Genomic DNA, 15,705 nt, shown 5'->3' on the forward strand with positions numbered 1-15,705 from the left:
AGAGAACCCCTTTGAGTTCAGCGCTCTGACCGTCTTGAGTACCCATTCCCCCACTGATTGCTTTGGTGATTGGGCAGGGGTCGGAACGGTCTGGCTTCCCAGTTGAAGTGGTCACCCTGAATGACTGTCGTATCAAGTTCGAGTACTCACAACAGCGGCGTGTAGACGGTGGCAGTGCGGATATCGTTTCTGGTGGTTGGGACAGGACCGCTAACAAGCCATTTGCGTAAGGAGCGCGCCCTATGTAGGACGATGGGTCGTTTTCAGGTAGCTTGAAATCCAAGAACCTCAGTCGAAGGCTCAGGCCCCCTGAATGCAGTGTCACTTCTTCGCAACCTCAAGAGGTATCCATGCGCGGCTATAGGGAACTCATCGACTTTATGAAGCATCTGGCTGACGGGGTGCTCGATTATCTGCCTGAGGATCAGAGGGTAGGACAGCTCACAGTGGATCAGGTGATAGAGGAATGGATGCAAGGGAAGTCGTATTTTGCAGCACGTTCCCTCAGGAATGATCTCAAAAGCTATATAAAGCTTCATAAGTCCGGAGACTATTCCGTAGATGAAATACTGTCGTGGTACGACCTTTCCTTCATTCCAGAGAGATTTGGCTGTGAAGAGTGGGAATTGTTCACGAGCATATTGTGTTCAATCGACGCCCATATTGAGAGAAAACGAAAGGATCTGTTGATCAAGGGCTTTGGTTGGTTAGGTTTTCGCTAGATCAAGTCAGCGCTGGGCTGGGAAGATGCTTCGTCACCTTGCCCGGACTTTACTTTCCCCAACTCCCGCCTGCTCCCGATCTCACGCCCCTCACCTGTGAAGATGACTAAGGTTAGAGTTTTCATCGAGTTCGCTGAGTTTAACTGCATGCCTGCTTACATTGTCACAGCGTTCCCTATACCTTGAGGTAATAATGCCCGGATCCATGCAGTTAATAGATTTTATGCAAGACATGGGAGATGGGATCCTCGATCACCTCCCGGAGGAGCTAAGGGTGGGAGTGCTGACTGTCGAAGAGATAGTTAATCTCTGGATGCAGCGGAAATCATATTTTCAAGCTCTTTCTTTAAGGCGGGACATAATTTCCTACGCAAAACTTTATGAGGCGGGGGACTATTCTGTTGATGAGGTTTTTGATGATTTTGATCTGTGCTTTATCCCGGAGAGGTTTGGTTGTGAAGAGCATGTTTTTCTCATGGGGCTTCTTGGATTGATAGATTTTCATATCGAAAAAAAAAGGAGGGACCTTCTTCTCAAATATTTTGGGTGGATGGGGTACAGGTGATGCACTCCCATCCCAGATTTTCCTCCCAAGGATGAACTCGGCGGTCGTGCCGACCTGAGATTATTCAGTAATTGATGGACTCCTACGACATCGGTCATGGAGCGTTAGCGATTGGGTATCTGGCACTTTACTTTTCCCAACCCCCGCCTACTCTCGATCTCACGCCATCACTGCACAAGATCGCAGCACGCCCCATCCCCAATCCCTTTATCCTTCCAGCCAGTCAGAGAAGCCATGATCACCATCCAAGAGCTCAACGATTTCATCAGCAACCCGGAACTCAACGACTCGATCGCGCAGGTCTGGACGTTGATCGGCAAGCATTTCGAGCAATCGCAAAGCACGTTGCCGGCGGAGCGGGCGATGCCGCGCAAGGAGTTGTCGTTTCACGATCATGTGCGGCTGCTGGGGTATCTGGCGCTTCTGATCGAAGGCATCCCCGGTGATGTGGTCGAGATCGGCGTCTGGAAGGGCAAGTCGCTGGTGCTGATGAATGAGGTCTGCAACCGCGAGCGCCGCATCATCGGGATTGACCCGTTTGAGCTGCCCAATCAGTTTGAAGAGTTCAGTTATTACCAGGAGAACCTGTTCTCGAACGCCTTGGTGCTGAGGGGCTATTCGGAGTTGTGTGCCGAGCGCTTCTACAACCTGTCGCCGAAGGTGGCGCTGTTGCACATTGATGGCGGCCACGCAGGGCGCAATGTGCTGCTGGATTTCCTGCTGTATTCGCCAAGCGTCGTACCAGGCGGGTTTATCGTGTTCGACGACTACGGGGACTTCCAGCATTCACCGGAGGTAGGCCCGGCGGTCGATTTGCTTCGTGCGACGGGCTATTTCAAGGGCTTCCACGTGATCGGGTGCGTCCATGGCTTTGAGGCGAGCTACGTGATTCAGCGAGTGGGATAGCGCCAACTGCCTTCTGCACAAAACGGCGGAGGCCGGATCGGCCTTGCGGGCATACGATCAAGCCCATTCCGCCCAGCGTACCGCCGTCAATCCATACCGCCGACCATGGGCGATCAGCGCGGTCAGCTCTTCCCGGGTCTTTGACAGGTTGTGCAGTACGCCGATGCCAGCGTGGAGGCAGGCGTAATACCAGGCGTCTGCTTCGTCCAGCACGGAGTCGGGTTGGAGGAATACTCGGTGCTCGCCCAGAAAGCGGTAATGGATGCGAAAGATGCGCTGGCCTGACATTGATATCTCCGATTTGATATCAATGTGACTGCAGTGGCTCATCGCCAGTTCCGTGTATAAACGATTTCAGCGTGGCGGCTGAGTGACCGGGACTCCAATACCTCCAAAGAAATGACCGGCTTGTCGCAGATTCGTTTTAGCAGTGACCGCATCGTTTTTTTTGTTCGCGTTAATAGGCTATTTCCTGACCGATACGACGGCTTCAAGCCATCATTTCGCAATCGACCGGCGACAAAATGTCGCAATCGTTTTTAGGCGAGTAAGATAGGCAGCCTGTTTTTCCCCCCTATTTTTTCAGACGGATCCTGCGTTGAGCGTCGTGTACATCGAGCTCCGGGGCATCGTTTCGACGACGTATTGATAGAGCAAACAGAGAAAAGGCGATCACTGCAAATGACCAAGAACTCGCGACCTTTATATATTTCCTATGCCGGCCCTTCTTTGCTGGAGATGCCGCTGCTCAACAAGGGCAGTGCGTTCACACCGCAAGAGCGCATCGATTTCAACCTGGTCGGCCTGCTGCCCCAGAATGTCGAAACCATCGAAGAGCAGGTCACCCGCGTCTACAACCAGTACCAGCAATGCGCGAGCGACCTGGATAAACACATCTATCTGCGTTCGATCCAGGACAACAACGAAACCCTGTTCTTCCGCCTGCTGGATTCGCACCTCGACGAGATGCTGCCGATCATCTACACCCCGACCGTGGGTCAGGCATGTCAGGAATTTTCGAAGATCTACCGCACCCACCGCGGGCTGTTCATCTCCTACCCTGAACGCGACCGCATCGACGATATCCTGCGCAGCGCGACGAAAGATCGCATCAAAATCATCGTGGTGACCGACAGCGAGCGCATCCTCGGCCTGGGCGACCAAGGCATTGGCGGCATGGGCATTCCGATCGGCAAGCTGTCGCTGTACACCGCCTGTGGCGGCATCAGCCCGGCATACACCTTGCCGATCGTGCTCGACGTGGGCACCAACAACAAAGAGCTGCTGGACGACCCGATGTACATGGGCTGGCGCCACGAGCGCGTCACCGGCAAGGAATACGACGACTTCATCGCGCTGTTCATCGAAGCGGTGCAGAGCCGCTGGCCGGACGTGCTGTTGCAGTTCGAGGATTTCGCCCAGACCAACGCCATGCCGTTGCTGGAGAAGTATCGCGATGAGTTGTGCTGCTTCAACGATGACATTCAGGGCACCGCGTCGGTTGCCGTGGGCACGTTGCTGGCGGCATGCAAGGCCAAGCACGAAACCCTGGGTCAGCAGCGCGTGGTGTTCCTGGGCGCGGGTTCGGCGGGCTGCGGGATTGCCGAGCACATCATTGCGGCCATGGTCATCGAAGGCCTCAGCGAAGCCGAAGCGCGCAAACGCGTGATGATGGTCGACCGCTTCGGGCTGCTGACCGACAGCATGGACAACCTGCTGGACTTCCAGAAGAACCTTGCGCAAAAGTCCGCCGATGTAGCGGGCTGGTCGAGCGGCGAGGCTTCGCCCGAGTTGCTGGACGTGGTCGCCAATGGCAAGCCGACTGTACTGATCGGCGTGTCCGGCCAGCGCGGTCTGTTTACCGAGCAAGTCATCCGCGAGATGCACAAACACTGTGCCAAGCCGCTGGTCATGCCGCTGTCCAACCCGACTTCGAAGGTCGAAGTCACGCCGCAGGAAGTACTGACCTGGACCAACGGCGACGCGCTGGTCGCGACCGGCAGTCCGTTTGCCCCGGTCACCGTAGGCGATCGCACGTTCCACATCGCCCAGTGCAACAACTCCTACATCTTCCCGGGCATCGGCCTGGGTGTTGTGGCGTCGAAAGCCACGCGCATTACCGACAAAATGCTGATGGCGGCTTCCAATGCGTTGGCGGAATGCTCGCCGATGGTGACCGGCAAGGGTGACGCTGTCCTGCCGCCGCTGAAAGAGATCCAACAGGTGAGCAAGAAGATTGCGCTGGCAGTGGCCAGGCAGGCTCAGGCTGAAGGCATGGCCCTGGAGACCACCGAAGAAATGCTGGTCGAAGCCATCGAGCGTAACTTCTGGATGCCGAACTACCGCAGCTACCGTCGCAGCGCGGTGTAGTCACCTCCGTCACTGACGGCAAACGCTTCAAACGGACCGCCCCATGGAAACATGCGGCGGTCTTTTATTTTGTGGCGAATAACTTCAGGATGGGCCTTGCATAAAAACAAAAATATCAGCGAGGGACGCATGCAAACGGACGTCAGTCTCCATGACTACATCATCGTCGGCGCAGGGCCGGCAGGCTGCCTGCTGGCCAATCGGCTGTCGCAAAACCCTGCTCATCGGGTCCTGCTACTGGAAGCCGGCGGCCAGGACAACTACGCCTGGATTCATGTGCCGGTGGGCTACCTCTACTGCATCGGCAATCCGCGCACCGACTGGTGCTTCAAGACCGAAGCGGAGCCCGGCCTCGGCGGACGCGCGCTCAACTACCCTCGCGGCAAAGTATTGGGCGGGTGCTCGTCTATCAACGGCATGATCTACATGCGTGGTCAGGCCCGGGATTATGACGGGTGGGCGGAGCAGGGCAACGCGGGCTGGGGCTGGAAGGACGTTCTGCCGATCTTCAAACGCTCGGAAAACCACCATGCCGGCGACTCCGAACTTCATAGTGCGAAAGGTGAATGGCGCGTCGAGCAGCAGCGTCTTTCATGGACATTGCTGGATGCGTTCCGTGAGGCGGCGGCGCAAACCGGCATTCCGTCGATCCCCGACTTCAACGGCGGCGACAATGAAGGGTGCAGCTATTTTCAGGTCAATCAGCGGCGCGGTGTGCGCTGGAACGCGTCCAAGGCATTTCTTCGGCCGGCGTTGAAACGTCCGAACCTGACGGTGATCACAGGCGCGGAAGTGTCGCGCGTGGTGTTCGAAAACAGCCGCGCCAGCGGGGTGATTGCGCGCGTCAACGGGCGGGAGCAGACGCTTCGCGCCCGGCGGGAAATCATCCTCTGCTGCGGCGCCATCGGGTCGCCCATGGTCCTGCAACGCTCTGGCATCGGGCCGCGTCCATTGCTGGAAAAGCTTGGCATTGGCGTTCTGCATGAGCTGCCCGGCGTCGGCGCGAATTTACAGGATCACCTGCAGTTGCGCCTGATCTACAAGGTCAGCAACGGCCAGACACTGAACCAGATGGCCGGCAGCCTGTGGGGCAAGATGAACATGGGCCTGCGCTATGCCTTCAATCGCAGCGGTCCGTTGGCGATGGCGCCGAGTCAGTTGGGCGCGTTTGCGCGCTCGGGGCCGGAGCAGGCAAGCGCCAATCTCGAGTACCACGTGCAGCCCTTATCCCTTGAGCGCTTCGGCGAGCCGCTTCACGGGTTCCCCGCATTCACCGCCTCAGTGTGCGATTTGCGCCCGCAGAGCCGTGGCACGGTGGAGATCCGCTCAGCGCTGGCCGACGCCGCGCCGATCATCAGGCCGAATTATCTGAGTCACGAGATCGACCTCAAGGTGGCTGCGGACGCGATTCGCCTGACCCGTCGCATCGCCGCCGCGCCCGCGCTCGCTCGCTTCGAACCGGTTGAATACCTGCCCGGCGCAAGCCTGCAAACCGAGGAAGAACTGCGCGAGGCGGCCAGCGCCGTCGGCACGACGATCTTTCACCCGGTCGGCACCTGCAAGATGGGGCAGGGCCGCGACGCTGTGGTCGACGAACGTCTGCGCGTGCACGGCATCACCGGCCTGCGCGTAGTGGATGCGTCGATCATGCCGAACATCACCTCCGGCAACACCTGCTCGCCGACCGTGATGATCGCCGAGAAGGCGGCGCAGATGATTATTGAGGATGCAGCGGCGCAGACCCGCTCGGCATAAAGCTTGTTCGGCTACTCAAGGCCCTGAATGGGTTCCTGCGGCGTGTGCTACAGGATCCTTTTTTGAAAAGCAACAATCCCACCCCACCAATCGTTCTCATCCTTTTCACAAAAAATTGATGGCCCGATGCCTAAAGTTCGCAGCATCGGCGGGGCTCCTTCCGCGTTTATATTCTCATTTCCAGCCAAGCAGACTTTTATGCTCAACGTAAAAGCAGTTCGTCCCGAGCTTGTGACATTGCTTGCCAGTGCCTTTCTGTTGATCGGGTTTAACCTGACCCTCTGGCAGCATTTATTCGCAATTACCGATTCTGACGGTAAGGGCCTGCTGTTGCGCGGTGCTTTTGCGCTCATGGTGTTCTGTGTCTTTAATATCTTCTTCACGCTGTTAGCGTTCAAGCGCGTATTAAAGCCGGTGCTGATCTGTCTCTTTTTTATCAGTGCCGGTGTGGCTTATTTCATGAGCCAGTATGGCGTGATGATTGATTCGGGCATGTTCCGAAACTTCGCTGAAACCAATGTCACCGAAGTGCGCGATCTGCTCTCGTTGAAGTTACTCGGTTATTTGTTTTTTCTGGGCGTTGTTCCTTCGTTGATTCTTTTCAAAACACCGATTGCCTATCGGCGCTGGCCTCGCGAGTTGCTCAGCAAGGCGTTGGTGTCCGTGGTGTGCGCGGTCGCCATCGGCGGTGTGGCGCTGTTGAACTACCAGGGGCTGTCTTCGCTGTTTCGCAATCATCACGAGTTGCGCCTGATGGTGGTGCCGAGCAACTACCTGGCGGCGTCCGTGGGTTACTTGAGCGAGCAGGTCAAGTCGGCGCAGCGACCGTTCGTGAGTATTGGTCAAGACGCCAAACTTGCCAGCGACTGGCAGCAGCACAAGCGCAAGTCGCTGACCGTGCTGGTTGTGGGTGAAAGTGCGCGGGCGGAGAATTTCGGCATCCTGGGCTACAACCGCGATACCACTCCTCAGCTGAGCAAGGAGCGTGGGCTGCTTACCTTTACGGATGTGCATTCGTGCGGCACAGAGACCGCGGTGTCGGTGCCGTGCATGTTTTCCAACATGGGCCGCAAGGATTACAACGCCACGACCGCGCGCAATGAAGAAGGTGTGCTCGATGTGCTGAAGCGCGCCGGGCTGGATGTGATCTGGCGCGACAATCAATCCGGCTGTAAAGGCACCTGCGATCGGGTGACGATGCAGGACGTCAGCAACCTCAAGGATCCGGCATTGTGTGCCAACAACGAGTGCCGCGATGAAATCCTGCTTCAGGGCCTGCAGCACTTCATCGACACACTGGACAAAGACACCGTGCTGGTACTTCACCAGATGGGCAGTCATGGTCCTGAGTACTTCAAGCGTTATCCAAAAGAGTTCGAGAAGTTCACCCCGGTGTGCGAAAGCAATGCGCTGAATAATTGCTCACGGGAAAGTATCGTCAACGGTTACGACAATACGTTGCTGTACACCGACCATGTACTGGCGTCGCTGATTGATATCCTGCGCAGCAATCAGGGCAAAGTGGACACGGCCATGGTGTATCTGTCCGACCACGGCGAGTCACTGGGTGAATACAACCTGTTCCTTCACGGCACGCCTTATATGCTGGCGCCCGATCAGCAGAAACATGTTCCGATGCTTGCCTGGTTCTCCGAGAGCTATCAGCAGTCGTTCGCAGTGGATACTCATTGCCTGCAAAAAGAGCGAAACGCCCCTCTCAGTCAGGACAATTTGTTCCATTCGATGCTGGGGCTGCTGCAAGTGCGGACAAGCGTCTATAACCCGGCGCTGGACATGTTCGCGGGCTGTCGGGGGATTTATACGGACGGGGTACTGGCCAATGAGTGAGCCCCTCAGCCAAAAGAGCCCAGTGGAAGAGTACGTGGGCCAGCAGGAACACACCCTTAGCCGACGTCTGAGTCTCTGGCGCGATGCACAGCTGGCGCGCAGAGCGTTGCGCGATGCGGGCGAACCCGGCCTGGTGCTGGACTTGCCGTCGGGCTCCGGGCGTTTCTGGCCGGTGCTGGCCGAACACGCCAATCGGGTGATCCTCGCGGCCGATCCGTCTACTGACAGGCTGGCGCTCGCCGAGGCGCAGTCATCCAACGAAGTGCGCAAGCGCATCCGCACGTTCCAGAGCTCGGCGTTTTCCATCGGCCTGTCCGCCAACGCCGTGGACTGCATCTTCTGCATGCGGTTGTTTCATCACCTGGACGACAGCGACAAACGCGGCGCAATTCTCGACGAGTTTCACCGAGTGACCCGCGACACGGCCATCGTCGGGCTGTGGGTAGATGGCAATGTGAAATCGTGGCGTCGTAAACGTCAGCAAGGCCGACTGGACGTTGAAATGTCCGCGCCCCGCAATCGATTCGTGGTGTGCCGCAGCGACATTGAATCCGAGTTCGCGCGGGCGGGTTTCAGGATCGTCGATCACCACGACTTTCTTCCCGGCTACGCCATGTGGCGGGTCTACGTGCTGCGCAAGGCCGACCAGTGATCGGATGGGCGGTCGTCGCCGCGGCGGCTATTTGCGCGCTTCAAAGATGAAGTTGTTCGAGACTTGCAGGACGGATGCCCGGTAACCGCTTGTAGCGATATATACTGCGCGCCATTCTTCGAGGGAGAGCCGTGTGGCCATCGATATTCACTGGATTCGCGACGACCATAGCCTCGCCGAACACTGCGCACAGTGGCAGACGCTGCCCTACGTCGCGCTCGACACCGAGTTCATGCGGGTCGATACCTTCTATCCTATCGCCGCGCTGTTGCAGATCGGCGATGGTTCACGCGCTTACCTGATCGACCCGTTGCTGATAAGCGACTGGAAACCTCTGGCCGCGCTGCTGGAAAACCCTGACGTCATCAAAGTCGTTCACGCCTGCAGCGAGGACCTTGAGGTCCTGCTGCGCCTGACCGGCAGCCTGCCGGCGCCGCTGTTCGACACGCAACTGGCTGCGGCCTACCTGAACCTCGGGTTCTCCATGGGTTATTCGCGTCTGGTCCAGGAAGTGCTGAACATCGATCTGCCGAAAGGCGAGACGCGTTCGGACTGGCTGCAGCGTCCACTGTCGGAAACCCAGATCAGCTACGCCGCCGAAGACGCCGTGCACCTGGCCGAGGTGTACAACCTGCTGCGTCCGCGTCTGTCCGATGAAAAGTACGCGTGGGTGCTGGAGGACGGTGCCGAACTGGTCGCCAATCTGCGCCGTGAAACTGATCCCTATGACGCCTACCGCGACGCCAAGCTGGCGTGGAAGCTGTCCCGCGCGCAACTCGCCGTGCTGCGTGAACTCTGCGCCTGGCGCGAGCAACAGGCGCGCCTGCGTAATCAGCCACGCAACCGCATCCTGCGCGAACATTCGCTCTGGCCGCTGGCAAAGTCCCAGCCCGATAACCTCGCTGCGCTGGCGAAAATCGATGATATGCACCCCAAGACTGTGCGTCAGGACGGCGAGTTTCTGCTCGACCTGATCAAGAAAGCCGGCAGCGTGTCACCGGATCTGTGGCCGCCTGCCTTGCCGGAGCCGCTGCCGATCGAGGCCTCTAACGTACTCAAGAGCCTGCGCGTCATTGGCCAGCAGCAAGCCGAGCGCCTCGACATGGCGCCGGAATTGATGCTGCGCAAAAAGACCCTCGAAGCCCTGCTCAAGACCGGTTACCCAGACGGTCCCTATAAACTGCCCGATTCGTTGCGTGGCTGGCGCCGCGAATTGATGGGCCAGATGCTGCTCGACAGCCTGGCCAACGCCGGAGAACAGCCTTGAAACGTATTTGCTCCATCTACCGCAGCCCGCGCAGGAACGAAATGTACCTGTATGTCCTCAAGAGCGACGCCCTGGAGCGTGTGCCCGAGGAATTGCTGACCGCGTTCGGCAAGCCGCAGCACGCCTTCAACCTGGTCCTGTCGCCGGAGCGCGCCCTGGCCCGTGAAGACATTCACGCGGTGCTCGCCAATCTGGAAAAGCAGGGTTACCACCTGCAGATGCCACCGGCCGAAGACGATTACATCGAGCACTTGCCCGAAGAACTGCTGCGCCGCAACGATCCGATGTGATCGATTTCTGACCCTGCAATCCACCGCAGGGGTACACCGGACCGTTGCATGCGTCAGACCTGACCGGCTCAACCGAGCGCGGTCCGGCACGCTGCGCGGTCGCATGCCCCGTTTATTCGAGTTTTGAATCCATGCGCGTTCTGATCGCCGAACACGATTACCCCGTTTACACCGAACTGCTCCGCCAGACTGCTCCCGAGATCGAAGTGCTGAGCAGCGGTAACTCCGCCGAACTGTCGAAAATGGCCGCCGAGGCGCCGATCTGGCTCGGTCAACCCGACCTGCTGGCGAACCTGCTGCGACAGGGCCACAAACCGAAATGGATGCAATCGACCTGGGCCGGCATCACGCCGTTACTGGCTGACGGGCTGTACCGCGATTATCAACTGACCCGCGCGGTCGGGATTTTTGGTCAGGTGATGGCCGAGTTCGTGCTGACCTACATGCTGGTACACGAGCGTGAAGTGCTGGCGCGGTTGGTCAGTCAGGTCGAGCGCAAGTGGGATAATCGCGTGGGCCGTAGTCTGTCCGGGCGCAAGGCGTTGATCGTCGGCACGGGCGACATCGGCCGGCACGTGGCGCAGTTCCTCGTGCCGTTTGGCGTCGAGCTGTATGGCATTGCGTCAAGCGCGCGGACCGAAGCGCCGTTCGTTGAAGTGGCTGCGCTGGAGGACTTGCCGCGTCTGGTGGCCGAGGTCGATTTCGTCATCAACCTGCTGCCCAACACGCCTCAGACCCACGACCTGTACAACGCCAAACTGTTTGCCTGCTTCAAGCCCTCGGCGTTGTTCATCAACGTCGGCCGGGGCACGGCGGTGGTGGATGCGGACTTGGTCGAGGCGCTGAAAGAAGGGCATCTGGCGGGTGCGGTCATTGACGTCTGCCGGCAGGAGCCATTGCCCCAGCGTCACCCGTTCTGGACGGCGTGGGGCCTGTTGCTCACCGGTCACAGCTCGGCGCCGACGTCGCCGCCGGCGATGACCCAGCTATTCGTGGACAACCTCAAGGCCTATTCGGCCGGAGAGGCGTTGCGCGGAGAAGTGGACTTCGCCAAGGGGTATTGAGTTTCCCGGCTAAAGCCAGTCCTACTGACATGATGCGTACTTAGTGGGACCGGCTTCAGCCGGGAAGAGGCCGGTGTGTACGCCATCTATTTTGTGGCGTGGCTTCTGACGCCTTCCCGGCTAAAGCCGGTCCTACAATTAGGGGCCTCGCCGGTCCCACTAAAACCCAGCATCCCGTTCTTACAAACTGAAATCCCCCTCGGCCGCCAATTCAGCCAGTGGCCGACGCGGGCTCGGCGTTTCCCGAGCCTGAAGGTATTCAGCCAAGGTCGATTTATCCCCCAGCTTGCCGATCGCCACCGCCGCATGCACCGCGTAATCCTCCGGAATCTTCAGTGTGTTGCGCGTCAGTTCCTGATCGAACCCGGCCATGCCGTGGGTGTGCCAGCCGCTGATGCTCGCCTGCAGCGCCAGATATCCCCACGCCGAGCCCGTGTCGAAGGTGTGCCACAGCGCCGGCGTTTCTTCGGTGGCGCCGGGGGCGGTGAAGGTGGTTTTGGAAATAATGATCACCAGCGCCGAGGCATGCTGCGCCCAGCCGCGATTGAATTCATTCAGCAGGCCGAGAAAGCGCTCCCAGTTGGGTGTGTCACGGCGCGCGTAGAGAAAACGCCAGGGCTGTGAGTTGTACGCAGAAGGCGCCCAGCGGGCCGCTTCAAAAAAGCTCAGCAGGGTTTCCCGCGGGATACTCTCGCCGCTGAAGGCGCGGGGCGACCAGCGCTCGATGAATTGCGGGTCGATGGCGTACTCGGCAACACGGGGATTGGCGCTCATGGATTCGATCCTGAAAGAGAGGTAAACCGTCCGCCTGCAGCGGGCGGCGTGATCATTCAGATGGGCCGTTGACGGCAGGCATCGTCGCAAAGGGCTTGGGTGGGGCGCGGGCATTGGTTGCGCTGCCCGCGAGGGCCTAAAGCTACTGCGCCGCTTCGCTGCTGACAAGCCTGCTGCGTTACCCCATCAAAGCAGGTCCGGCCTGATGCACCCGTCGTACCGACAGTCGCCCGTGCTTGGCCCAGATGACGTGTACCTCTAGACTGGCGGCCTTTCATTGCCCCACAGCTTCGCGAGAACCATGGCCGCCATCGTAGAACCCTTCTGGATACGCAAAACCCTTGAGCAGCTTGATGCAGTCGAGTGGGAGTCGCTGTGTGACGGCTGCGGTTTGTGCTGCCTGCAAAAGCTTGAGGACGAGGACGACGGCAGCGTTTATTACACGCGCATCGCCTGCAAGCTGCTGGACCTGAACACCTGCGCCTGCACCGATTACCCGAATCGCCGGGCCCAGGTCCCGGACTGCATTCAGCTGACACCCGGACAGGCTGACGAATTCAAGTGGCTGCCGCCCACCTGCGGCTATCGGCTGGTCAGCGAAGGCAAGGACCTGCCGCTCTGGCACCATCTGGTTTGTGGGGATCGGGAACAGGTGCACAAGCAGCGTATTTCTCAGTCCGGACGCATGCTCAGCGAAGGCAGCGTGCCTGAGGACGACTGGGAGGATCACCTGATTTTTCGTGCGGGCTAAAGCAAAAAAGCTCGCGAGGCTTTGGGTTCAGCCGTCACGAGCTTGCTTGCGATGCTGCGTCGATCAGACGCCTTTCGGACCTTTCAACGCGTCGACGCCGGTGTCGACAGCGTCTTCTACAGCGACTTCAGCCTTGGTCTTCAGCTTGCTCAGCTCTGCGCCGGCTTCTTCGATGCGCGAACGGGCTACGTCCATTTCGCTGCGGCTTTTATCAATCAGCGCCTTGGCCGAGCAGTGGCCAGTGATGCCACGGGCCAGAACGGCGCCGCCGATTGCCAGCTGCACCAGACCAAAGATCCCGCCGCGGCGCAGGCCCTTGCCCATCATCAGGACACCACCTGCCAGCGAGCCGATACGCTCCCAGCCCTGTACGTTCTGCTCCGGGTAGTCGTGCAAAGGTCGTTCGATGCGTTCAATGATCGGGGTGTCGCTCATGATGCGTTCTCCGTGAAGGGTGGGGTCCTTAAAACTGACTGTCACCAACGCAAACTGTTCAATGCGTTTTATCAGCGCGCGGACGTCAGGTGCGATCGGTTTCCCGTCCGAACTGCGGGCCAGAGCGGGTGTTGATGCCTTTGGCCATGCGGTCGTAAAGCACGACGTTGACCGTCGCGGCAAGGTTCATGCAGCCCGTCGTGGGGATGTACACCACGTCTTCGCACCAGTCGCGGATCTCTTTATCGAGCGAGCCGTCTTCTGGCCCGAAGATATAGATCGCCCGATCAGGGTGGGTGTACTCCGGCAGCGCCCGTGCGCCCTCGACCAGTTCCACGGCCACCGGCACGCAGCCCAGCGGGATGATCTTGCGCAGGTCATCAATGCCGATCAGCGGAATGTCCTGGTGGATCTTCTTGGTGTCAGTGACGAAATCACGGGCACGCTCATAGCGCTTGCCGGTGTAAAACACCGACGCCACGCTATAGCAGCCTGCTGCGCGCATCACCGAACCGACGTTTTCCGGGGATTTGGGATTGAACAAGCCGATGCAGGCATAGCGTTTGTTGGCCACGGGGGAGGGTGCTCATCAAAGAAAGCGCGGGAGTATACGGCACACCGAAATTTGTAGGAGCCGGCTTGCTGGCGAACGCGGGGTGTCAGTCGATACTTTGCTCGCTGAATCAACCGGCTCGCCAGCAAGCCGGCTACTACCATCCGCTGTGCATTCGCGAGTCGGCACGCGAAACGCGCAAGGGACGGCTCTACTCGTCCTTCTTCATCAACCCCGCCAGTGCAGCGAACGGGTTGTGAGTGGCCTTGGCGGTTTTCGGGCTGCTGGTCGAGCTTTCCGAGAAATATTGCTGATCGGTGTAACGCGAGTGTTCGTTGTCGTGGCAGTACAGGCACAGCAGTTCCCAGTTGGAGCCGTCCTGGGGATTGTTGTCGTGGTTGTGGTCGCGGTGGTGCACGGTCAACTCGCTGAGGCGTTTGCCGGCAAATTCCCGGGCGCAGCGGCCGCAGACGTGCGGGTACATGCGCAGGGCTTTGTCGCGGTAACCCATTTCGCGGTCACGCTGGTTGTCGGCGAGGATGCGGTCCAGTTTGGAGGTATTGGTTGGCGTGTTGGCCGAACTCATGGCGTCACCTGTTTCGTGTTCTGTTGGCGATGGAGAGCAATGCAGGCAAGTCTAGCGCTTTGCCCGTCGATCAGCCCTTGAGTTTTTCAGCGATCCAGATGGTGTGCCGTGTGCCTTTGTTGCCGTGGGCGTAGACCTTGACCTCTTCAGCTTTGAAACCGGCCTTGCGCAGCTTGTCGCTGAAGGCCGCGTCGGCGCTGGCGGACCACACGGCCAACACACCTTTTGGGCGCAGCGCGCTGGCGCAGGCCGCAAGACCACCGGCCGAGTACAACCAGCTGTTGGACTTTTGCGTCAGGCCTTCCGGGCCGTTGTCGACGTCGAGCATGATCGCGTCAAAGCCCTGGGGTTCGGCCTTGAGTACTTGAGCGACGTCTTGCACCACCACTTTGGCGCGCGGGTCCTGCAGCGGATTGCCCGATTTCTCACCCAGCGCGCCGCGGTTCCACTCGACGACGCCGGGCACCAGCTCGGCGACAACCACTTCGCCGTTCTTGCCGAGGTGTTTGAGTGCCGACGCCAGGGTGAAGCCCATGCCCAGCCCGCCGATCAGCACCCGCGGGTTAACGCGGGACGCAACCTTCTTACAGGGAATTTCGGCCAGGGCGTCTTCGGAGCCGTGCATGCGCGTGTTCATCAACTGGCCGCCGTCACCGCCCTGAATCTTGATGACAAAATCTTCGCCGTACTCGAACAGGCACAAGGCGCCGCCGTTATCGGGGATCGGAGTGGTGTCGAGCAGAACAAAACGTTTCATGGATAACTCGTCAAAAGGGCCGGGCCGCATGCAGCGCAATTTGTCAGAGCGCGATGCGTTGCGCAGGAGTAGCCTGAGCGGTAAGCGAAAGATTGGCAGGGGAGGCCAACGATGAAGTGCTCCATTCTACTGACGATTGTCATCACTGTGCTCGGCGTGTCGCAAGCGTCTGCCGAGAGCCTGCAACCTGCTCTGAATACACCCGAGCCTATCGCGGCTTCCGAGGGTTCGCCCGGCACCGCAACACCTACGCCGTATCCGCAGGTCGCACCTCCTGCCACTCCCCATTCAGGCGGGCAGGGCAACCCGCCGCTGCTGCCGAAGATTCCCCAGCCAGGTCCGCCGAAGGACGATGAGCCACTGCCGGGCTTGCAGCCGTCGGCCAAGTCCAGTCCCTGAAGGCCGTTCTG

The 15,705-nt window shown here is 59.2% G+C and carries 18 protein-coding genes and 1 pseudogene; 13 read left to right on the plus strand and 6 right to left on the minus strand.

What is annotated here, in order from left to right; all coding sequences use genetic code 11:
- Positions 1–53: 53 nt before the first annotated feature.
- From EC919_RS27390 to EC919_RS08625, 4 genes and pseudogenes are all read left to right on the plus strand, one after another.
- Positions 54–230: pseudogene (locus EC919_RS27390) on the plus strand (Hcp family type VI secretion system effector); the annotation flags it as partial.
- A 120-nt stretch (positions 231–350) separates the two neighbouring features.
- A complete protein-coding gene (locus EC919_RS08615; protein WP_133773029.1) occupies positions 351–722 on the plus strand; it encodes a hypothetical protein in 372 nt (123 codons plus the stop codon).
- Between the two features lie 193 nt (positions 723–915).
- On the plus strand, positions 916–1,287 hold the full coding sequence (locus tag EC919_RS08620) for a hypothetical protein (protein ID WP_133773031.1): 372 nt from the start codon (positions 916–918) through the stop codon (positions 1,285–1,287).
- 234 nt (positions 1,288–1,521) lie between these two features.
- On the plus strand, positions 1,522–2,193 hold the full coding sequence (locus tag EC919_RS08625) for a class I SAM-dependent methyltransferase (protein WP_133773033.1): 672 nt from the start codon (positions 1,522–1,524) through the stop codon (positions 2,191–2,193).
- A 57-nt stretch (positions 2,194–2,250) separates the two neighbouring features.
- On the opposite strand, the gene EC919_RS08630 is transcribed toward EC919_RS08625, so the two are convergent.
- On the minus strand, positions 2,251–2,481 hold the full coding sequence (locus EC919_RS08630; RefSeq protein WP_133773035.1) for a DUF6555 family protein: 231 nt from the start codon (positions 2,479–2,481) through the stop codon (positions 2,251–2,253).
- Positions 2,482–2,874: 393 nt separating this feature from the next.
- On the opposite strand from EC919_RS08630, the gene EC919_RS08635 reads away from it, so the two are divergent.
- The 7 genes from EC919_RS08635 (at position 2,875) to EC919_RS08665 (ending at position 11,439) form a co-directional block, all read left to right on the plus strand.
- Complete coding sequence (locus tag EC919_RS08635; protein ID WP_133773037.1) at positions 2,875–4,563, plus strand: NAD-dependent malic enzyme; 1,689 nt, start codon at positions 2,875–2,877, stop codon at positions 4,561–4,563.
- 129 nt (positions 4,564–4,692) lie between these two features.
- Positions 4,693–6,318 carry a GMC family oxidoreductase gene (locus tag EC919_RS08640; protein WP_133773462.1) on the plus strand — a complete coding sequence of 542 codons (1,626 nt, stop codon included), beginning with the start codon at positions 4,693–4,695 and terminating at the stop codon, positions 6,316–6,318.
- Between the two features lie 198 nt (positions 6,319–6,516).
- A complete protein-coding gene (locus EC919_RS08645; RefSeq protein WP_133773039.1) occupies positions 6,517–8,166 on the plus strand; it encodes a phosphoethanolamine transferase in 1,650 nt (549 codons plus the stop codon).
- Positions 8,159–8,818: a class I SAM-dependent methyltransferase gene (locus EC919_RS08650; RefSeq protein ID WP_133773041.1), complete on the plus strand. Its 660-nt coding sequence runs from the start codon at positions 8,159–8,161 to the stop codon at positions 8,816–8,818. Before EC919_RS08645 ends, EC919_RS08650 begins: the two co-directional genes overlap by 8 nt.
- A gap of 133 nt (positions 8,819–8,951) precedes the next feature.
- Positions 8,952–10,085, plus strand: a complete 1,134-nt coding sequence (gene rnd / locus EC919_RS08655; protein ID WP_133773043.1) for a ribonuclease D — start codon at positions 8,952–8,954, stop codon at positions 10,083–10,085.
- Positions 10,082–10,375, plus strand: coding sequence for a YcgL domain-containing protein (locus tag EC919_RS08660; protein WP_074890664.1), 294 nt, complete (start codon positions 10,082–10,084; stop codon positions 10,373–10,375). Before rnd ends, EC919_RS08660 begins: the two co-directional genes overlap by 4 nt.
- Before the next feature lie 131 nt (positions 10,376–10,506).
- Complete coding sequence (locus tag EC919_RS08665; RefSeq protein WP_133773045.1) at positions 10,507–11,439, plus strand: D-2-hydroxyacid dehydrogenase; 933 nt, start codon at positions 10,507–10,509, stop codon at positions 11,437–11,439.
- Positions 11,440–11,619: 180 nt separating this feature from the next.
- Here EC919_RS08665 and EC919_RS08670 read toward each other — a convergent pair whose 3' ends face one another.
- Positions 11,620–12,213 carry a nitroreductase family protein gene (locus EC919_RS08670; RefSeq protein WP_133773047.1) on the minus strand — a complete coding sequence of 198 codons (594 nt, stop codon included), beginning with the start codon at positions 12,211–12,213 and terminating at the stop codon, positions 11,620–11,622.
- A 301-nt stretch (positions 12,214–12,514) separates the two neighbouring features.
- Here EC919_RS08670 and EC919_RS08675 point away from each other — a divergent pair, with 301 nt between their 5' ends.
- Positions 12,515–12,964, plus strand: a complete 450-nt coding sequence (locus tag EC919_RS08675; protein WP_133773049.1) for a YcgN family cysteine cluster protein — start codon at positions 12,515–12,517, stop codon at positions 12,962–12,964.
- Between the two features lie 63 nt (positions 12,965–13,027).
- Here the strand turns inward: EC919_RS08675 and EC919_RS08680 are convergent, their stop codons facing one another.
- The 4 genes from EC919_RS08680 to EC919_RS08695 all read right to left on the minus strand — a co-directional run bounded on the left by EC919_RS08680 (position 13,028) and on the right by EC919_RS08695 (position 15,295).
- On the minus strand, positions 13,028–13,399 hold the full coding sequence (locus tag EC919_RS08680) for a YgaP family membrane protein (protein ID WP_108122086.1): 372 nt from the start codon (positions 13,397–13,399) through the stop codon (positions 13,028–13,030).
- Positions 13,400–13,484: 85 nt separating this feature from the next.
- Complete coding sequence (locus tag EC919_RS08685; protein ID WP_133773050.1) at positions 13,485–13,973, minus strand: RNA methyltransferase; 489 nt, start codon at positions 13,971–13,973, stop codon at positions 13,485–13,487.
- Positions 13,974–14,163: 190 nt separating this feature from the next.
- Positions 14,164–14,538: a YajD family HNH nuclease gene (locus EC919_RS08690; RefSeq protein WP_133773052.1), complete on the minus strand. Its 375-nt coding sequence runs from the start codon at positions 14,536–14,538 to the stop codon at positions 14,164–14,166.
- Between the two features lie 70 nt (positions 14,539–14,608).
- Positions 14,609–15,295, minus strand: coding sequence for a spermidine synthase (locus tag EC919_RS08695; RefSeq protein ID WP_133773054.1), 687 nt, complete (start codon positions 15,293–15,295; stop codon positions 14,609–14,611).
- A 111-nt stretch (positions 15,296–15,406) separates the two neighbouring features.
- Between EC919_RS08695 and EC919_RS08700 the strand changes: the two genes are divergently transcribed.
- On the plus strand, positions 15,407–15,694 hold the full coding sequence (locus tag EC919_RS08700; protein WP_133773056.1) for a hypothetical protein: 288 nt from the start codon (positions 15,407–15,409) through the stop codon (positions 15,692–15,694).
- Positions 15,695–15,705 lie beyond the last annotated feature (11 nt).

Source organism: Pseudomonas graminis (assembly GCF_004364335.1).
Taxonomy (GTDB): Bacteria; Pseudomonadota; Gammaproteobacteria; order Pseudomonadales; family Pseudomonadaceae; genus Aquipseudomonas; species Aquipseudomonas graminis_D.